15 protein-coding genes are annotated in these 16,156 nt (G+C 63.5%); 7 read left to right on the top strand and 8 right to left on the bottom strand.

The features are described 5' to 3' along the window. Positions 1 to 161: 161 nt before the first annotated feature. Both AC5I5I_RS08230 and AC5I5I_RS08225 read right to left on the bottom strand, forming a co-directional pair. Positions 162 to 1,265, bottom strand: a complete 1,104-nt coding sequence (locus AC5I5I_RS08230; RefSeq protein ID WP_495971774.1) for an alkene reductase — start codon at positions 1,263 to 1,265, stop codon at positions 162 to 164. Between the two features lie 124 nt (positions 1,266 to 1,389). Next, entirely contained in the window at positions 1,390 to 1,611 is a 222-nt protein-coding gene (locus tag AC5I5I_RS08225) for a hypothetical protein (RefSeq protein ID WP_495971772.1), read from the bottom strand. A gap of 134 nt (positions 1,612 to 1,745) precedes the next feature. Here AC5I5I_RS08225 and AC5I5I_RS08220 point away from each other — a divergent pair, with 134 nt between their 5' ends. Both AC5I5I_RS08220 and msrP read left to right on the top strand, forming a co-directional pair. Continuing rightward, a complete protein-coding gene (locus tag AC5I5I_RS08220; protein ID WP_495971770.1) occupies positions 1,746 to 2,336 on the top strand; it encodes a TetR/AcrR family transcriptional regulator in 591 nt (196 codons plus the stop codon). 171 nt (positions 2,337 to 2,507) lie between these two features. Then, positions 2,508 to 3,485, top strand: a complete 978-nt coding sequence (msrP, locus tag AC5I5I_RS08215; RefSeq protein ID WP_495971768.1) for a protein-methionine-sulfoxide reductase catalytic subunit MsrP — start codon at positions 2,508 to 2,510, stop codon at positions 3,483 to 3,485. 79 nt (positions 3,486 to 3,564) lie between these two features. On the opposite strand, the gene AC5I5I_RS08210 is transcribed toward msrP, so the two are convergent. After that, positions 3,565 to 4,008, bottom strand: coding sequence for a RidA family protein (locus AC5I5I_RS08210; RefSeq protein ID WP_495971766.1), 444 nt, complete (start codon positions 4,006 to 4,008; stop codon positions 3,565 to 3,567). A 101-nt stretch (positions 4,009 to 4,109) separates the two neighbouring features. Next, positions 4,110 to 5,210, bottom strand: coding sequence for an enolase C-terminal domain-like protein (locus AC5I5I_RS08205; protein ID WP_495971764.1), 1,101 nt, complete (start codon positions 5,208 to 5,210; stop codon positions 4,110 to 4,112). An 89-nt stretch (positions 5,211 to 5,299) separates the two neighbouring features. Here AC5I5I_RS08205 and AC5I5I_RS08200 point away from each other — a divergent pair, with 89 nt between their 5' ends. Then, entirely contained in the window at positions 5,300 to 5,896 is a 597-nt protein-coding gene (locus tag AC5I5I_RS08200) for a TetR/AcrR family transcriptional regulator (protein WP_495971762.1), read from the top strand. Positions 5,897 to 6,193: 297 nt separating this feature from the next. Here the strand turns inward: AC5I5I_RS08200 and AC5I5I_RS08195 are convergent, their stop codons facing one another. Further along, on the bottom strand, positions 6,194 to 7,087 hold the full coding sequence (locus tag AC5I5I_RS08195) for a LysR family transcriptional regulator (RefSeq protein ID WP_495972557.1): 894 nt from the start codon (positions 7,085 to 7,087) through the stop codon (positions 6,194 to 6,196). A 50-nt stretch (positions 7,088 to 7,137) separates the two neighbouring features. Further along, positions 7,138 to 8,103 carry a thioredoxin-disulfide reductase gene (gene trxB / locus AC5I5I_RS08190; protein ID WP_495971760.1) on the bottom strand — a complete coding sequence of 322 codons (966 nt, stop codon included), beginning with the start codon at positions 8,101 to 8,103 and terminating at the stop codon, positions 7,138 to 7,140. 223 nt (positions 8,104 to 8,326) lie between these two features. Between trxB and AC5I5I_RS08185 the strand changes: the two genes are divergently transcribed. The 4 genes from AC5I5I_RS08185 to AC5I5I_RS08170 all read left to right on the top strand — a co-directional run bounded on the left by AC5I5I_RS08185 (position 8,327) and on the right by AC5I5I_RS08170 (position 11,823). Continuing rightward, positions 8,327 to 8,812 carry an Lrp/AsnC family transcriptional regulator gene (locus AC5I5I_RS08185; protein WP_495971758.1) on the top strand — a complete coding sequence of 162 codons (486 nt, stop codon included), beginning with the start codon at positions 8,327 to 8,329 and terminating at the stop codon, positions 8,810 to 8,812. A 166-nt stretch (positions 8,813 to 8,978) separates the two neighbouring features. Next, positions 8,979 to 9,989, top strand: a complete 1,011-nt coding sequence (locus AC5I5I_RS08180; protein WP_495971756.1) for a TRAP transporter substrate-binding protein — start codon at positions 8,979 to 8,981, stop codon at positions 9,987 to 9,989. Between the two features lie 41 nt (positions 9,990 to 10,030). Beyond that, complete coding sequence (locus tag AC5I5I_RS08175) at positions 10,031 to 10,516, top strand: TRAP transporter small permease (protein ID WP_495971754.1); 486 nt, start codon at positions 10,031 to 10,033, stop codon at positions 10,514 to 10,516. Then, positions 10,513 to 11,823, top strand: coding sequence for a TRAP transporter large permease (locus tag AC5I5I_RS08170; RefSeq protein WP_495971752.1), 1,311 nt, complete (start codon positions 10,513 to 10,515; stop codon positions 11,821 to 11,823). The genes AC5I5I_RS08175 and AC5I5I_RS08170 overlap by 4 nt, the downstream gene beginning before the upstream one ends. Positions 11,824 to 12,013: 190 nt before the next feature. Here the strand turns inward: AC5I5I_RS08170 and greA are convergent, their stop codons facing one another. Together greA and carB are read right to left on the bottom strand one after the other, a co-directional pair. Continuing rightward, on the bottom strand, positions 12,014 to 12,487 hold the full coding sequence (gene greA, locus AC5I5I_RS08165) for a transcription elongation factor GreA (protein WP_495972555.1): 474 nt from the start codon (positions 12,485 to 12,487) through the stop codon (positions 12,014 to 12,016). Positions 12,488 to 12,650: 163 nt separating this feature from the next. After that, complete coding sequence (gene carB / locus AC5I5I_RS08160; protein ID WP_495971750.1) at positions 12,651 to 16,094, bottom strand: carbamoyl-phosphate synthase large subunit; 3,444 nt, start codon at positions 16,092 to 16,094, stop codon at positions 12,651 to 12,653. Positions 16,095 to 16,156 lie beyond the last annotated feature (62 nt).

The raw sequence follows: 16,156 nt of genomic DNA, 5'->3' as shown, positions 1-16,156 counted from the left end.
CCCCCGGGGGGGGTGTTGCTAAAATTTTTGTTTTTGGCCTATTTGTGGGGGGGGGGGCCCAAGCCGCAAACGCAAAACCCTGTAGCTTACCCCCCTCCCTAACCCTCCCCCGCAAGGGGGGAGGGAACGCACCGCATTCGTGTCGAGAGAAGAGTAAGCCCTCACTCCGCCAGTGCGGGATAGTCGGTGTAGCCCTTGTCCTCGCCGGTATAGAACGTCGCCTGGTCCGGCGCGTTCAGCTTTGCCTTCTTGCCGAACCGGTAGGGCAGGTCCGGGTTGGCGAGGAACGGCACGCCGTAGGCGACCAGATCGGCTTCGCCGCTCGCGATCGCCGCATTGCCGCTCGCCTCGTCATAGCCGCCATTGACGATGAAGGTGCCCTTGAACGCCTTGCGCAGATGCGGCGTCACGCGGTCCTGCGCATTCACCGGCTCGGTGACGTGCAGATAGCCGATGCCGAGTTCGCTCAGCCGCTGCGTGAGATGCAAGAAGGTCGCGCGCGGATCGGAATCCGCCATCGAATTGTAGGGGCCGGTCGGCGAGACGCGGTAGCCGACCCGCTCCTTGCCCCACACATCGATCACCGCCCGTGTGACGTCGAGCGGGAAGCGCACGCGGTTCTCGATCGGGCCGCCATAGTCGTCGGTGCGCTGATTGGCGCCGTCGCGGGTGAACTGATCGAGAAGATAACCGTTGGCGCCATGAATCTCGACACCATCGAAACCCGCGGCCTTGGCGTTTTCGGCGGCCTTGCGGAATTGCTCGACGATGCCGGGAAGCTCGGAGGCGTCCAGCGCGCGCGGCGTCACCATTTTCTTTGGTCCCTGCGCGGTAAAGACCTCGCCCTCCGGCGTGATCGCCGAGGGCGCAACCGGGAGCGCGCCGTCATGGAAATCCGGATGCGAAATGCGCCCGACATGCCAGAGCTGCAGAAAGATCTTGCCGCCCTCGCGCGCCACCGCTGCCGTGATCTTGCGCCAGGCCGCGATCTGCTCGGGGGAATGGATGCCCGGCGTGCGGATATAGCCGACGCCCTGCGGGCTGACCTGCGATGCCTCGGAGATGATCAGTCCGGCGCTCGCGCGTTGCCGGTAATAGGTTTCCGCGAGCGGGTTCGGCACATTGCCCTCAAGCGCGCGGCTGCGGGTCATCGGCGCCATCACGACGCGGTTGGACAGAGGCAGCGGGCCGAGCTGGTAGGGTTCGAACAGCGGTTCGCGCGTGGTTGCGGCAGGCGCCTTGGTGGCGGCCAGGGTCGGGCTCATGGTCGGGATCCTTTGATGAAAGAAAGCTGCGATGGAGAGGGAAGCGCCGGACGGCTCTCCGCGGGGACGACGAGTCCGTCCGGCGCAGTGGCGTGGCGGGAGGCTACGCCACGTCAGAACGGGGTCAGCAGCAGGCCATCAGGGGACAGCGCTCGCTTTCGGGGCCCGCCGGTTCGAGGGTGGCGGCGATGCCGGACAGCTCGGTGGCAAGCGTGCCGGGATCGACCCCGTCGGCCTTCATCACCATGCGCACCAGCGGATCGGCGAGAATCTCAGGAAAGGCCATGGAACGGATCCGCGCCGCCCTTTCGGCTGCGGTATAATTGCCGTAGATGGGGAAATGCATTGTCGAGGCTCCGGTCGGGGGATTTCGGACTGGCCGGCACCACTTGACTATGGTACTGACCGGTAACACCTGCTAGTTACTGACCGGTAACACCCCTGTCAAGGGGTCACGAACCACAAAGTCGATCCTTCGCCATGACCGCTGAAAAACTTGAGGTTTCCGAAAAGCTTCCGCCCCGCGACAGGATCATCGCCGCGGCCCGCGACCTGTTTTATCGCCACGGGATCCGGGCGGTCGGCGTGGATGCGATCGCGGAGGCGGCCGGCACCAACAAGATGACGCTCTACCGCCACTTCGATTCGAAGGACGCGCTGGTGGCGGAATATCTGCGGCGTCTGGCGGCCGAGAAGCACGATGTCTGGTCGGCGCTGGAGGCGGCGCATCCGGGGAACCCGCGCGCGCAGCTTGAGGCGTGGCTGGTCGAAGCCGCGCGCAATGTCAGCGATCCGACATCGCGGGGCTGTGCGCTGGCCAATGCGGCGGTCGAATTGCCGGAGAAGGGCCACCCGGCACGCTGCGTCATCGAGCAATGCAAGCAGGATGGCCGCGGCGAACTCGCCGCCCTGTGCCGCAAGGCGGGGGCGCAGAAGCCGGAACTTCTCGCCGATCAACTGTTCATGCTGCTCGAAGGCGCGCTGGTTTGCACCCAGAGCACGGGGCACGAAGGGCCCGCCTGCAACTTCATCGAAGCCGGCCGCGCGATCGTCGCCGCGCATTTGCCCTGACGCCGGGCGCGCTGTCGGTGCGCGTCACGCACAGGGCCATTTAGCTATTCGGGCTTGGCCTGCCGCTTGTTACGTCCCGGAACCATCATTTTCCTTTCGCGGATGCGTGATTTGCGGCGATGGATCGGGCTGCGTATGTCATCCTGACGAGGGCCAATCTGGAGACACGCGATGAATATCATCCGCCGCCGCGGCTGGGAGATACCGGAAAGCCAGGTGACTCCGGAGCATTTGTTCCTGAACCGCCGCGCGCTGCTGGCGGGTGCCGTGGGCGGCATCGGTGCGCTGTCTCTCGGGCAAGCGAACGCGCAGCGTCTCGCTGACGTCGCCAATCTTCCCGATCCGACAGCCGATCTCTATCCGGCCAAGGCGAACACGACGTATCCCGTCGATCGTCCGCTGACCGAGGAAAAGGTCGCGACGACGTACAACAATTTCTACGAGTTCGGCGGCGACAAGGCGATCGCATCGCGCGCGCAGGCGCTGAAGATCCGGCCATGGACGGTGAAGATCGACGGTATGGTCGAAAAGCCGATGGAGATCGGCATCGACGACCTGATCCGGAAAATGCCGCTAGAGGAGCGCGTCTACCGGCTGCGCTGCGTCGAGGCCTGGAGCATGACCATTCCGTGGACCGGCTTTCCGGTCGCCAAGCTCGTCGCACTCGCCAAGCCGCTGTCGTCGGCAAAGTATCTGCAGATGGAGACCTTCAAGGATCCATCGATGGCGCCCGGTCAGCGCCAGACCTGGTACCCGTGGCCCTATACGGAAGGCCTCACGATCGAAGAGGCCAACAACGATCTCGCCTTCCTCGTGACCGGCGTTTACGGCAAGCCGGCGCCGCGTCAGATGGGTGCGCCGCTCCGTCTCGCGGTGCCGTGGAAATACGGCTTCAAGTCGGTGAAGTCGATCGTGCGCTTCCACTTCACCGACAAGCGGCCGAAAGGATATTGGGAGCATCTGCAGGCGCGCGAATACGGCTTCTGGGCCAACGTCAATCCCCAGGTTGACCACCCGCGCTGGAGTCAGGCGACCGAGGAAGTGATCGGCGATGGCGGCAAGCGCGTGCCGACCTTGCTGTTCAACGGCTACGGCGAATGGGTCGCCGATCTTTACAAGGGCATGGAGAACGAGCGGCTCTATGCGTGACGGTCATTCCGGGGCGCGCGCTGAAACGCGCGAACCCGGAATCCAGTGTCCGAGCCCGCGTTCCGGGATTACGAGCTGGTTACGGCGCCACCGCGATCGCCGAGATTTCGACCTTCACATCGCGCGGCAGCCGCGCCACTTCGACCGTCGCGCGCGCCGGCGGGTTCGTCTTGAAGAACGTCGCGTAGACGCCGTTCATCTTGCCGAACTCGTTCAGGTCCTTCAGGAACACCGACGTCGAGACGATGTGTTCCATGCCGAGTCCCTCGGCGGCGAGAACGGCCTGCAGGTTTTCCAGCACCAGCTTGGTCTCTTCCTCAATGGTGCCCTTCTTCAATTCCTTGGTCTGCGGGTCGATCGCGATCTGGCCGGCGAGATAGATCGTCTTGCCGGCGCGGATCGCCTGCGAATAGGGCCCGATGGCTTCGGGCGCATTGGGCGTTGAGATGACCTTGCGATCCTGCGCCAGTGCATGACCGGCGGCGAGGGAAACGAAGAGGGACGCGAGCAGAATATTGCGCATGGTGTCGACCCCGTTTTGAATAACGTCGTCGATTACAGGGGCCTGCCGCAAAACTTGCAAGGGATCGCATGCGAGCGCGGGCTGCCATAAAGCCGCAGGGCTTACGCATCGACCGCGTAATGCGCCACCGCCTCCTCATCCCAGTCGATACCCGCGCCGGGCCTGTCCGGGATCTCGATCATCCCGTCTTTTACTGCGAAGGGACGCTGCAGGATCGGCTCCGCCCAGTCCTGCCATTCCAGCCAATGCGCGGTTTCGGTCACCCGCATCGTGTGGGCGGAAAATTCCGGATACAGGTGGGTCGACATCGGGATGCCTGCGGCACCGGCGATCGCGGAGGCCCGCAGCCATCCGGTAACGCCGCCGATCCGCATCAGGTCTGGCATAACGAAGTCGCAGGCCTTCGCAGCCAGCGAATCGGCAAGATCGCGCGGACCGTAGAAATTTTCGCCGAGCTGGACCGGCGTCTTGAGCTGCGCGGCCAGTTTGGCGGCTCCGGAAAAATTCTCGTACAGGATCGGCTCCTCGATCCAGGTCAGTCCCAGATCGTCGATCGCCGGACAGCGCGCGAGCGCTTCGGCCATGTCGAGCCCTTGGTTGAAATCCGCCATCAGGTCGATGTCGTCGCCGACGGCTTTCCGGATCGCCTCGATCGCCGCAACATCGTCGCGAAGCCGGTTGCGTCCGAGCCGGAGTTTCAACCCGCGGAAGCCGCCTTCGTCGCGCAGTGCCGGCGCCTCCGATGCAACCTCCGCCGCGTCCGCGAGCCAGAGCCCATTGCTGTTATACGCTCGCACCGGTCCGATGCTGCCGCCCAGCAACACACAGAGCGGCAAGCCCGCGGCCTTTGCCAGTGCATCCCACGCCGCCATGTCTAGCGCCGAAACCGCGATCATCGACACGCCGGAATAGCCCGTCAGGTGCAGCGACCGCCGCGCGTTCGCATAGAGATCGGCCGGCGCCACGGGCTGGCCCCTGAACAGAACGCCGAAGTCGCGAATGACCGGCAAGAGATACTGGATCGACGCGGCGTTGTACGGCCCGACATAGCTGCGGCCGGTGATCCCTTGCTCGGTCTCGAGATCAATCAGGATCAGCGGCCAGTCGGAAATGGTCATGATCCGCGCCACGATCGGGCGCTTCAGTTTCAACACGACCGCGCGCGCCGTGATACTGCGAAGGATGAGGGGACTGTGTTGCATTGTCCGCTCCGCAAAATGACGATGGAGCGTGTCAATCCCGCCGTCCGGTGTAAACTCACTGTGCGGTATATTTATCGGGAGCGCAGGCCATGCGCAGGAAAACCGAAATCACGCAACAGCGCATCGTCGATGCGGCCTATGAATGCTTCTGGCGGGCCGGGTTCACCCGCACCTCAATCGATACCATCGCTGCACGGGCCGACGTGACCAAACGCACGCTGTATTCCTATTTTCGCAGCAAGGACGACCTGCTCGCGGCGGTGATGTCGCATCACAACGCGCTCGCAGCGCAGCGGCTGCAACGCATCGGCGATCGCATGCCGCAAGATCGCGACGGCCTGATTGAATCGTTCTTCGGTCAGCTTTCCGGCTGGGCCAATGCAACGCCGCGATGGTCGGGCTCGGGATTCACGCGCCTGGCGATCGAGCTAGCAGATCTTCCCGGCCATCCGGCCCGCGCGCTTGCGCGCCGCGTCAAGGGCACGACCGAAAGCTGGCTTGCCGAACGGTTGGCGCGCGCCCGCGTCGTCGATCCGGCCGGACGCGCCTGCGAGATCATGTTGCTGATGGAAGGCGCCATGGCGTTGACGCTGATTCATGGACATCGCCGCTATTTCGTTGCGGCGGCACATGCGGCCAGGCGTCTTGTTGCTGCACCGGCGAAGCGCGCGAGGCGGTCCGGCTGACGCTCCGGCGTGCGGTGTCGCACATAAAAAAAACCGGGCCGCGAGGGGAGCGGCCCGGTTGAGTTTCATGTCGGCGCGGGAGGCCGACAATCACCTTCCAGAGGGGAATCACTGTCCGCGAAGGCCTGCGATCTGGGAGGATTCGAAAGCCGCCCGCGTCCAGTATCTGAAAAGTATGATCACCCGCAGCGCTTCCCGCAACGCATTGTCACGGTGGTCAGCCATGCGCGCCTCGCAAGACGATCTGCCATGCGCGCCCCGCAAGTCTGCTCCCGAAGGTAACGTGATGCGTAGCGATCAGAAGGTCCAGCGCTGCGCTTTCGACACCAGGAAGTCGCGGAATACCTGCACGCGGGCGACAGACTTGAGTTCTTCCGGATAGACGAAATAGGCATCCAGCGTGATCGGATCGGACTCACTCAGCAGCTGCACAAGTCCGCCATTTTCCTCGATCAGGTAATCCGGCAGCAGGGCGATACCAATTCCTTGCTGGCAGGCACGCAAGAGCGACAGGATGTTGTTCACGACCAGAGCCGGCGTGCGTGCGGCCTTGCCTTCGCGGCCCGCTTCCAGCGGCCAGTTGCGGTTCTGCAGGAAGGTCGGAATGTTCCCGCCGCCGAGCAGCATGATCCGGTGATTGTCGAGATCCTCGATCTTGGTCGGTGTGCCGAAACGCTTGAGATATTCCGGCGACGCATAGACGTGGAAATGCACCGAGAACAGCTTGCGCTGGATCAGGTCGGGTTGCGTCGGAATGCGCAGGCGGATCGCCACATCGGCTTCGCGCATGGCGAGGTCGAGTTCCTCGTCGGTCATGATCAGCGAGATGCGGATATCCGGATAGAGGTCGACGAATTCGCCGATCTTCGGCGTCAGCCAATGCGTGCCCAGCCCGACCGTGGTGGTGACCTTGAGGTCGCCGTTCGGACGCTCGCGGCTATCGGTCAGCTTGGCGCGCGCCGATTCCAGCTTCATGAACACTTCGTGCGCGGTGCGATAGAGCAGTTCGCCCTGTTCGGTCAGGATCAGTCCGCGCGCATGACGGTGGAACAGCGACACGTTGAGCGCCTGCTCGAGCGCGCTCACCTGCCGCGACACGGCCGATTGCGACAGGCCGAGTTGCTCGCCCGCATGGGTGAAGCTTCCGGCTTCCGCGGCCGCGTGAAAGACCTTGAGCTTGTCCCAATCCATGGCGCTCATCGCAAAACGTGATCGCTGCTGAAGCAAAGCGGCACCGCCTTTTATTCTGCAGCCGCGCGCAAGCCTTCCTGCGCGGCGAGGAATCGTTCCGCTTCCAGAGCGGCCATGCAGCCCATGCCGGCGGCGGTCACCGCCTGGCGGTAGATATCGTCAGTCACGTCGCCGGCCGCGAACAGGCCGGGCACCGAGGTCGCGGTGGAGAAGGGCGCGGTCGCGACATAGCCGTTCGGCTTCATCTCCACCTTGCCTTGCACCAGTTCGGTCGCAGGCGAATGCCCGATCGCAACGAACACGCCGTCGACCTTGCGTTCGGTCACGGCGCCGGTCTTGAGGTTGCGGACGAATGCGCCGGTCACCTTGTGCGGGTTGTCGTTGCCGACGAGGTCGTCGACCACCGAGTCCCAGATCACCTCGATCTTCGGGTGCTTGAACAGCCGGTCCTGCAGGATGCGCTCGGCGCGCAGACTGTCTCTACGATGCACCAGCGTCACCTTGCTGGCGAAATTGGTCAGGAACAGCGCTTCTTCGACCGCGGTATTGCCGCCGCCGATCACCATGACCTCCTTGCCGCGATAGAAGAAGCCGTCGCAGGTGGCACAGGCGGATACGCCATAGCCCTTGAATTTCTCCTCGAACGGCAGCCCGAGCCAGCGCGCCTGCGCGCCGGTCGCGAGGATCACGGCATCGGCGAGATAGATGTCGCCGGAATCGCAGGTCAGGCGAAAAGGCCGGCCGGAGGTATCGAGGTCGTTGATGTGGTCGGTCACGATACGGGTGCCGACATGCTCGGCCTGCTTCTGCATCTGTTCCATGAGCCAGGGGCCCTGGATCACATCGGCGAAGCCTGGATAGTTTTCCACATCGGTGGTGATCGTGAGCTGGCCGCCGGGCTGATAGCCCTGGATCAGGATCGGCTCCAGCATGGCGCGGGCCGCGTAGACCGCGGCCGTATAGCCGGCGGGGCCGGAGCCGATGATGACAACCTTGGCATGGGTGGTCTTGGACATCTGAAATCCGTCGGGAAAAGCCGAAAGCGCCGCGGCAGGGCCGGGAACACGCGCACTCGCGTAGGGAATTTAGGCATTTGCCGGAGCTATGCAAGTAACGCAACCCGGAGAACCGGGATAAGCAAGGAATGCTCCGGGACGGGTTTTCGCGCAATTTTATTTCGTGAATGCGGCGAACTGGCTATGGTCGTATGGAAGCGACCCCAACGGAGACTGAGGCGGCATGCTCGCGCGACTGGACGCGATCGACTGGAAAATCCTGGCGGAACTGCAGGAGGACGGCCGCATCACCAATGTGGAATTGGCCCGCCGGGTCGGGATCTCGGCTCCGCCCTGCCTGCGCCGGGTGAGGGCGCTGGAGGAGGCCGGCATCATCCGCGGCTATCGCGCCTTGCTGGACGAAAAGCGGCTCGGCTACGAGGTCACGGTCTTCGCCCTGGTCCATCTGTCGAGCCAGGCGGAGCCCGACCTGGCGGCGTTCGAAGCCTTCGTGCGCGCACAGCCATTGGTGCGGGAGTGCTGGATGCTGTCCGGCGAGGTCGATTTCATCCTCAAATGCGTGGCGCCCGACCTTTCGACCTTCCAGACCTTCGTGACCGAACTGACCGGCGCGCCGCATGTGCGCAATGTGAAAACATCGCTGACGCTTCGGGTGTCCAAGGACGCCGCGATGGTGCCGATGGAGCGATCGCGGCCTGCGGCGCTTTGACACTTCCAAACGATTGGCCTGTCGATAACATCGCCCCCACAAGTCGGGAGACGAACGCGCCGTACCATAATCAAGTTCGAATAAGTTGACGCGGCGCAGCCGAGAATAATGTCCGGAAAACCGGATGGCTCGACAGCGCGAAACCGTTCCTCGGGAGGAATCGACCATGCAATTCACACGACGGACATTTCTTGCCGGCAGCTCGGCGCTGGTGGCCGCAAGCGGCTTGCCGTTCCCGGCCTTCGCCCAGGACGAACTGAAGCTCGCGACATTCGTGCCGCCGTCCCATCCGATCCCGCATCACGTCTTTACGGCATGGTTTCCCGAGGTCGAGAAGCGGAGCGGCGGCAAGCTGAAGATCAAGCTGTTTCCCTCGATGCAGCTCGGCGGCAAGCCGCCCGAACTCTACCGCCAGATGATCCAGGGCGTATCCGACATCTGCTTCACGCTGCCGGGATATACGTCGAATGATTTCCCGCGGATGGCGCTCACCGAATTGCCCGGTCTGTCCAACACCGGCGAAAAGGGAACGCGCAATCTCTGGGCCGCGCTCGACAAATATCTGTCCCCCGAACTGAAAGGCGCCAAGGTTCTGGCGCTCTGGAACAACGACGAAGCGGCGCTGATGAGCAAGTCGAAGCCGATCCGTACGCTTGACGACATGAAGGGCATGAAGATCCGCACGCCGTCGGCCGCGCAATCCTCGCAGCTCGAAGCGCTCGGCGCCGTGCCGATCGATATGCCGGCGAACCAGATCTACAATTCGCTCGATCGCGGCGTGGTCGATGCCGCGATGATCCCGATCTCCGGCGCGATCGACTTCAAGCTGATCGAGGTTGCGCGTTACTTCACGCTGAATGCGCCGCTTGGCCGCTCGCCGTTCATGGTCGCGATGAACCAGGCGCGCTACGACAAGCTCGGTCCCGACGAAAAGAAGGCGATCGACAGCACCACCGGCCTCGACCTCAGCCTGAAGGGCACAGAGGTTTACGAGGCGCGCGGCCGCATGGCGGTCGAGCAGATCAAGAAGGATCGTGAGCTGATCGTGCTGTCGGATGCCGAGCACAAGCGCTGGATGGATGCGTTCAAGCCGCTGATTGCTAGCAAGGTGGCGGAGGCGGAAAAGGCGGGAATTCCGGCCAAGGGTCTGCTTGGCGCTTACGGTATGTCGGTGTAAGCGCAGCAGCGTGACGGCCGAGCGGGGGCGACGGCGATAAGATGAAGTCATTCGAGCGCGCACTACGCGCCCTCGCGCTCGCGAGTGGCTTCATCCTGCTGTTCGTGATGGTCTACACCGTCGCGGACGTGATGATGCGGTATGCTTTCAACCGGCCGTTCAGCGGCTCGGTTGAAGTCACCGAATTCTCGATGTCGCTGATCATTTTCCTCGCCTTGCCGTATACCGCTTGGGTCGGGGCGCATATCTCCGTCGATCTGTTCGAGAAGCAGCTGGACCGCCCGTGGCTGCGCTTCCTGCCCGCTGCGCTGTCTTTCATCGGCGCGGCGCTGTTCGCGCTGATCGCGTGGCGCGTGCTTCTCGAGGCGCTGGCCACGCTCAACCAGACCAGCAACATGCTGCGCATGCCGCATTATCCGTTCCGCTTCGCGGTGGCGTTCTGTTCGCTTGTCTTTGCGGTGGTGATGTCCATTCAGGGCTGGCAGGCACTGCGCCACCGCCCGGTGAGCAACGGCATGCATAAATGACACTCGACCGGGAGATGATCGGGGTCATCGGTATCGTCGTGATGCTGATCCTTCTGGCGCTGCGCATGCCGATCGGCATCGCGATGCTGCTGGTCGGCATCTCCGGCTTCGCCTGGCTCAACGGCATCCCGGCGGCGCTGTCGTCGCTTGGCAATGCGCCGTATTCCTATTCCACCGTCTACGATCTGGCCGTCATTCCGCTTTTCGTTCTGATGGGCAATTGCGCGGCGGTCTCGGGCATGAGCCGCGACCTCTATTCCGCGGCCTATGCCTGGCTCGGGCATCTGCGCGGCGGGCTTGCATCGGCGACGATCGCGGCCTGTGCGGGCTTTGCTGCGGTCTCGGGATCGAGCATCGCCTCGGCTGTCACCATGGGACGCGTGTGCCTGCCGGAAATGAAGCGCTACAAATATTCTGACAGCCTCGCCACCGGCACGGTCGCCGCCGGAGGCACGCTTGGCATCCTGATCCCGCCCAGCACCGCGTTCGTCATCTACGCGATCCTTACCGAGCAATCGATCGGCCGGCTGCTCCTCGCCGGCTTCCTGCCCGGATTGCTGCTGTCGCTGCTCTTCATCGTGACCATTATGATCTGGACTTATTTCAAGCCCGAGATCGGACCGCCGGGCGCGCGGGCAAGCCGCGAGGAGCGCCTTCGTACATTGATGCAGTCCGGGCCGATGATCGCGATTGTCGCAATCAGCATCGGCGGCATTTATGTCGGCGCCTTCACGCCGGGCGAAGCGGCCGCGGTCGGCGCCTTCCTGTCCTTCGGGCTCGCCCTGTGGCGCCGGACGATCACCTGGGAGTCGCTGTCGACCATCCTGATCGATACGGTGAAGACCACCGCATTCGTCTTTCTGATCCTGATCGGCGCATTCGTATTCGGGCCGTTCCTCGCACTCAGCGGCCTGCCGGAGGCCTTGGCGCAGGGCCTGCTCGCGATGGAATTGCCGCGCTATTTGATCCTGTTCGCCCTGATCCTGATCTACATCGTGCTCGGGATGTTCCTCGAGGGCTTTTCCATCCTCGTGCTGACGCTTGCGATCGTGATCCCGATCGTCGACGCCTTGGGGTTCGACCTGATCTGGTTCGGCGTGATCATGGTGATCGTGCTGGAGATGGGCCTGATCAGCCCGCCGGTGGGCATCAACGTGTTCGTGGTCAAGGGCCTGGTGCCGGATACGCCGATCGGCGAGATCTTCAAGGGGATCATGCCATTCTGGGCGGCGATGGCGGTTTGCATCGTGTTGCTGATCCTGTTCCCGCAGATCGCGCTGTTCATCCCGAATACGATGATCCGATAGCGGCGTGAAATCGCGCCGCTATCACGTGTGAGGTGCCGGATCGAACGAGCCTCGGCAACCCGATGCGTTCCGCCCGTGGTGCGCCGGTACATCGGCAAGCCGTCTTGCGGCGGTTTCGATTTCTGAAAAAAAATCGCCGGGCAGGCGCCCGGCGATTTTCAACAGACCAGCGTGAAGCGTTTGCGGGGCGTTACCGCCACTCGACCTTCAGCACCTCGTAAGCCTTGGCGCCGCCGGGTGTGACCACCTCGACATTGGCGCCCTTCTTCTTGCCGAGCAGCGCGCGCGCCAGCGGCGACGAGATCGAGATGCGGCCCGACTTGGCGTCGGCCTCAGGTTCGCCGACGATCTGCCAGACCTGCTTCTTCTCGGTATCCTCGTCGATCAGCGTGACGGTCGCGCCGAATTTCACGGTATCGCCCGACAGTTTGGAGACGTCGATCACCTCGGCCCGCGCCATCTTGTCCTCGAGCTCGGCGATGCGGCCCTCGTTATGCGATTGCGCCTCCTTGGCGGCATGATATTCCGCATTTTCCGAGAGGTCGCCGTGGCCGCGCGCCTCGGTGATTTGCTGAATAATGCGCGGGCGCACCTCCTGCTGGCAATGCTTCAGCTCGGTCTCAAGAGCCGTATAGCCCGCTGCGGTCATCGGGATCTTGTCCATCGTCATCCAACCTCCAGCCCCTGCGGCCGGTCCCGGCCCTTGGAGCGCGCCCTTTCGGGCAGATAGAGACAAAAGTGATGATCGCAGGCCGACGCGGATTTGTCCGGCACGCGATCGGAACCTCTGTCAAAAAACAACCGTCACCCAACACGCCGGGACTTGTTCAGTTCCGGCCGCCGAAATAGCTCTGCAGCGCGCGGACTTCGAGATCTCCCTCAAGGAAGGCTTTTATTCCTCGCGCTGCCGCGACGGCTCCGGAAAGAGTGGTGTAGTACGGGACTTTATGCAAGAGGGCTGCGGTCCTGAGCGAGGTCGAATCCGCCAGAGCCTGGGCCCCCTCGGTGGTGTTGAAAACCAGCTGGACGTCGCCGTTCTTGATAGCGTCTACAATGTGCGGCCGGCCCTCGAGCACCTTGTTGATCTTGGTCGAAGGCACCCCGTGCCCGTCCAGGTAGCGCTTGGTGCCGGAGGTGGCGATGATCCGGAACCCGAGGCCGACGAGCGTCCGGAGCGCCTCCAGAATCCGCGGTTTGTCGGAATCCCGGACCGAGACGAACACGGTGCCGGACCGCGGCACGCGGGTGCCGCCGCCCAGCTGCGACTTGGCGAAGGCGGTCTCGAAGCTCCGCGCAATGCCCATCACCTCGCCGGTGGATTTCATCTCCGGCCCCAGCACGGTATCCACACCCGGGAAACGGGCAAACGGGAACACCGCTTCCTTGACGCCGATATGCTCGATGCGCGGCGGCTTGAGGCTGAAGCTCGCCAGGCTCTCGCCGGCCATCACCCGCGAAGCAATCTTGGCCACCGGAAGGCCGATCACCTTGGCGACGAACGGCACCGTGCGCGAGGCGCGCGGATTGACCTCCAGCACATAGATGTCGCGATCCTTGATCGCGTATTGCACGTTCATCAGCCCGCCGACTTTCAGCGCCAGCGCCAGCGCGCGGGTCTGCTCCTCGAGCCGCGCGATCATCCCGGCATCGAGCGAATGCGGCGGCAGCGCGCAGGCGCTGTCGCCCGAATGCACGCCCGCTTCCTCGATATGCTCCATGATGCCGGCAATGAACGTGTCCTTGCCGTCGGCGATGCAATCGACGTCGACTTCGGTGGCGTCCGACAGATAGCGGTCGAGCAGCAGCGGGCGCTTCGCCGACACCACGAGTTCGGATGGGCGGTCGAGATCGCCGATCAGTCGGGCGAGATAGCGATCGAGCTGGTGCACGTCATGCACGATTTCCATCGCCCGGCCGCCCAGCACGTAGGACGGCCGGATCACGATCGGGAAGCCCATCTCGCCGGCGATCTTGCGCGCATCCTCGGGAGAGGTGGCGATGGCGTTTTCGGGCTGCTTCAGGCCGAGCTGATCGAGCAGCTTCTTGAAGCGGTCGCGGTCTTCCGCGAGGTCGATCATGTCGGGCGAGGTGCCGAGGATCGGCACCTTGGCGTTCTCCAGCGCTTCCGCGAGCTTGAGCGGCGTCTGTCCGCCGAATTGCACGATCACGCCATGCAGCGTCCCGCGCGAGCGTTCGACGTCAATGATCTCCAGCACGTCTTCCGCAGTCAGCGGCTCGAAATAGAGGCGATCCGAGGTGTCGTAATCGGTCGACACGGTTTCCGGATTGCAGTTGACCATGATGGTCTCGTAGCCCGCATCCTTCAACGCGAAGCAGGCATGGCAGCAGCAATAATCGAACTCGATGCCCTGGCCGATCCGGTTCGGGCCGCCGCCCAGGATCACGACCTTCTTGCGATCGGACGGGGCCGCCTCGTTCGACGCCTTGCCGGCGAACGGGGTCTCGTAGGTCGAATACATGTAGGCTGTGGGCGAAGCGAATTCCGCCGCGCAGGTATCGATGCGTTTGAACACCGGCCGCACGTCGAGCGCATGGCGCTTCGCCGTCACATCGGCTGCACTCTGCCCGGTCAGCTTGCCGAGCCGCGCATCGGAAAAGCCCATCGCCTTCAGCCGGCGCATCGCGCCCGGCGTCGTCGGCAGACCGCGGGCCTTGATCTGCGCTTCGGTGTCGATGATGCCGCGGATCTGCGCCAGGAACCACGGATCGATCTTGCAGCTTTCGTGGATCGTCTCGTCATCCTGACCTAGCCGCATCGCCTGCGCGACTTTCAGCAGCCGGTCGGGTGTGGGCGTGCCGAGTGCGGCACGGATCGCGTTCTTGTCGTCGCCTTCGTCCACGCCCTCGATCTGGATATCATCCAGTCCGGTCAGGCCGGTTTCGAGCGAGCGCAACGCCTTCTGCAGCGATTCCTGGAAATTGCGCCCGATCGCCATCGCTTCGCCGACCGATTTCATCGAGGTTGTCAGCACCTGCGAGGCACCCGGGAATTTCTCGAATGCGAAGCGCGGAATCTTCGTCACCACATAATCGATGGTGGGCTCGAACGACGCCGGCGTCGCGCCGCCGGTGATGTCGTTGGCGATCTCGTCGAGCGTGTAGCCAACCGCGAGCTTGGCCGCGACCTTGGCGATCGGAAAGCCGGTCGCCTTCGAGGCCAGCGCGGAGGAGCGCGACACCCGCGGGTTCATCTCGATGACCACGAGGCGGCCATCCGCCGGATTGACCGCAAACTGCACGTTCGATCCGCCGGTCTCGACCCCGATCTCGCGCAGCACCGCCAGCGAGGCGTCGCGCATGATCTGGTATTCTTTGTCCGTCAAAGTCAGCGCCGGCGCGACGGTGATCGAGTCGCCGGTATGCACGCCCATCGGATCGAGATTTTCGATCGAGCAGACGATGATGCAATTGTCCGCCTTGTCGCGGACGACCTCCATCTCGAATTCCTTCCAGCCGAGCACCGATTCCTCGATCAGCACTTCGTTGGTCGGAGACGCATCGAGCCCGCGCTCGATGATGTCGAGAAACTCCTCGCGCGTATAGGCGATGCCGCCGCCGGTGCCGGCCAGCGTGAAGGACGGCCGGATGATCGCCGGAAGGCCGATCACCGTCAGCGCTTCCAGCGCCTCGATCAATCCGCGCTCGATGTATTTCTTCTTGCGCTCGGCTTCGCCCGCGGCCCAGCTTGTGTTGAAGGCAGCGAGCGCCTTCGCCTCTTCCCCCGCCGGCAGTTTCTTCGCCTTGATCGCGGCGATTTCGGCGGTCTGTTTTTCGCGGTCGGCCTGTTTCAGGATCGAGGCATTGGCGAGCGCGGAACGCGGCGTCTCCAGCCCGATCTTCTTCATCGCCTCGCGGAATTGCTCGCGATCTTCGGCCTTGTCGATCGCTTCGGCGGTGGCGCCGATCATCTGCACGCCGAGCTTGTCGAGCACGCCCATTTTCTTGAGCGACAGCGCGCAATTCAGCGCGGTCTGCCCGCCCATGGTCGGGAGCAGCGCATCCGGACGTTCGATCTCAATGATGCGCGCAACGATCTCTGGCGTGATCGGTTCGATATAGGTGGCGTCGGCCAGTTCCGGATCGGTCATGATCGTGGCCGGATTGGAATTGACCAGAACGATCCGGTAACCCTCTTCGCGGAGCGCCTTGCAGGCCTGGGTGCCGGAATAGTCGAATTCGCAGGCCTGTCCGATGACGATTGGGCCTGCGCCGATGATCAGGATCGATTTGATGTCGGTTCTTTTGGGCATCGGCTCCGCTACATGTCCGGGGGCGGCTCGCGCATAAAAAAAGGGCGCGCCTTGCGCGCGTC

Source organism: Pseudorhodoplanes sp. (assembly GCF_059499825.1).
This window is presented reverse-complemented; position numbering and strand designations above follow the sequence as displayed.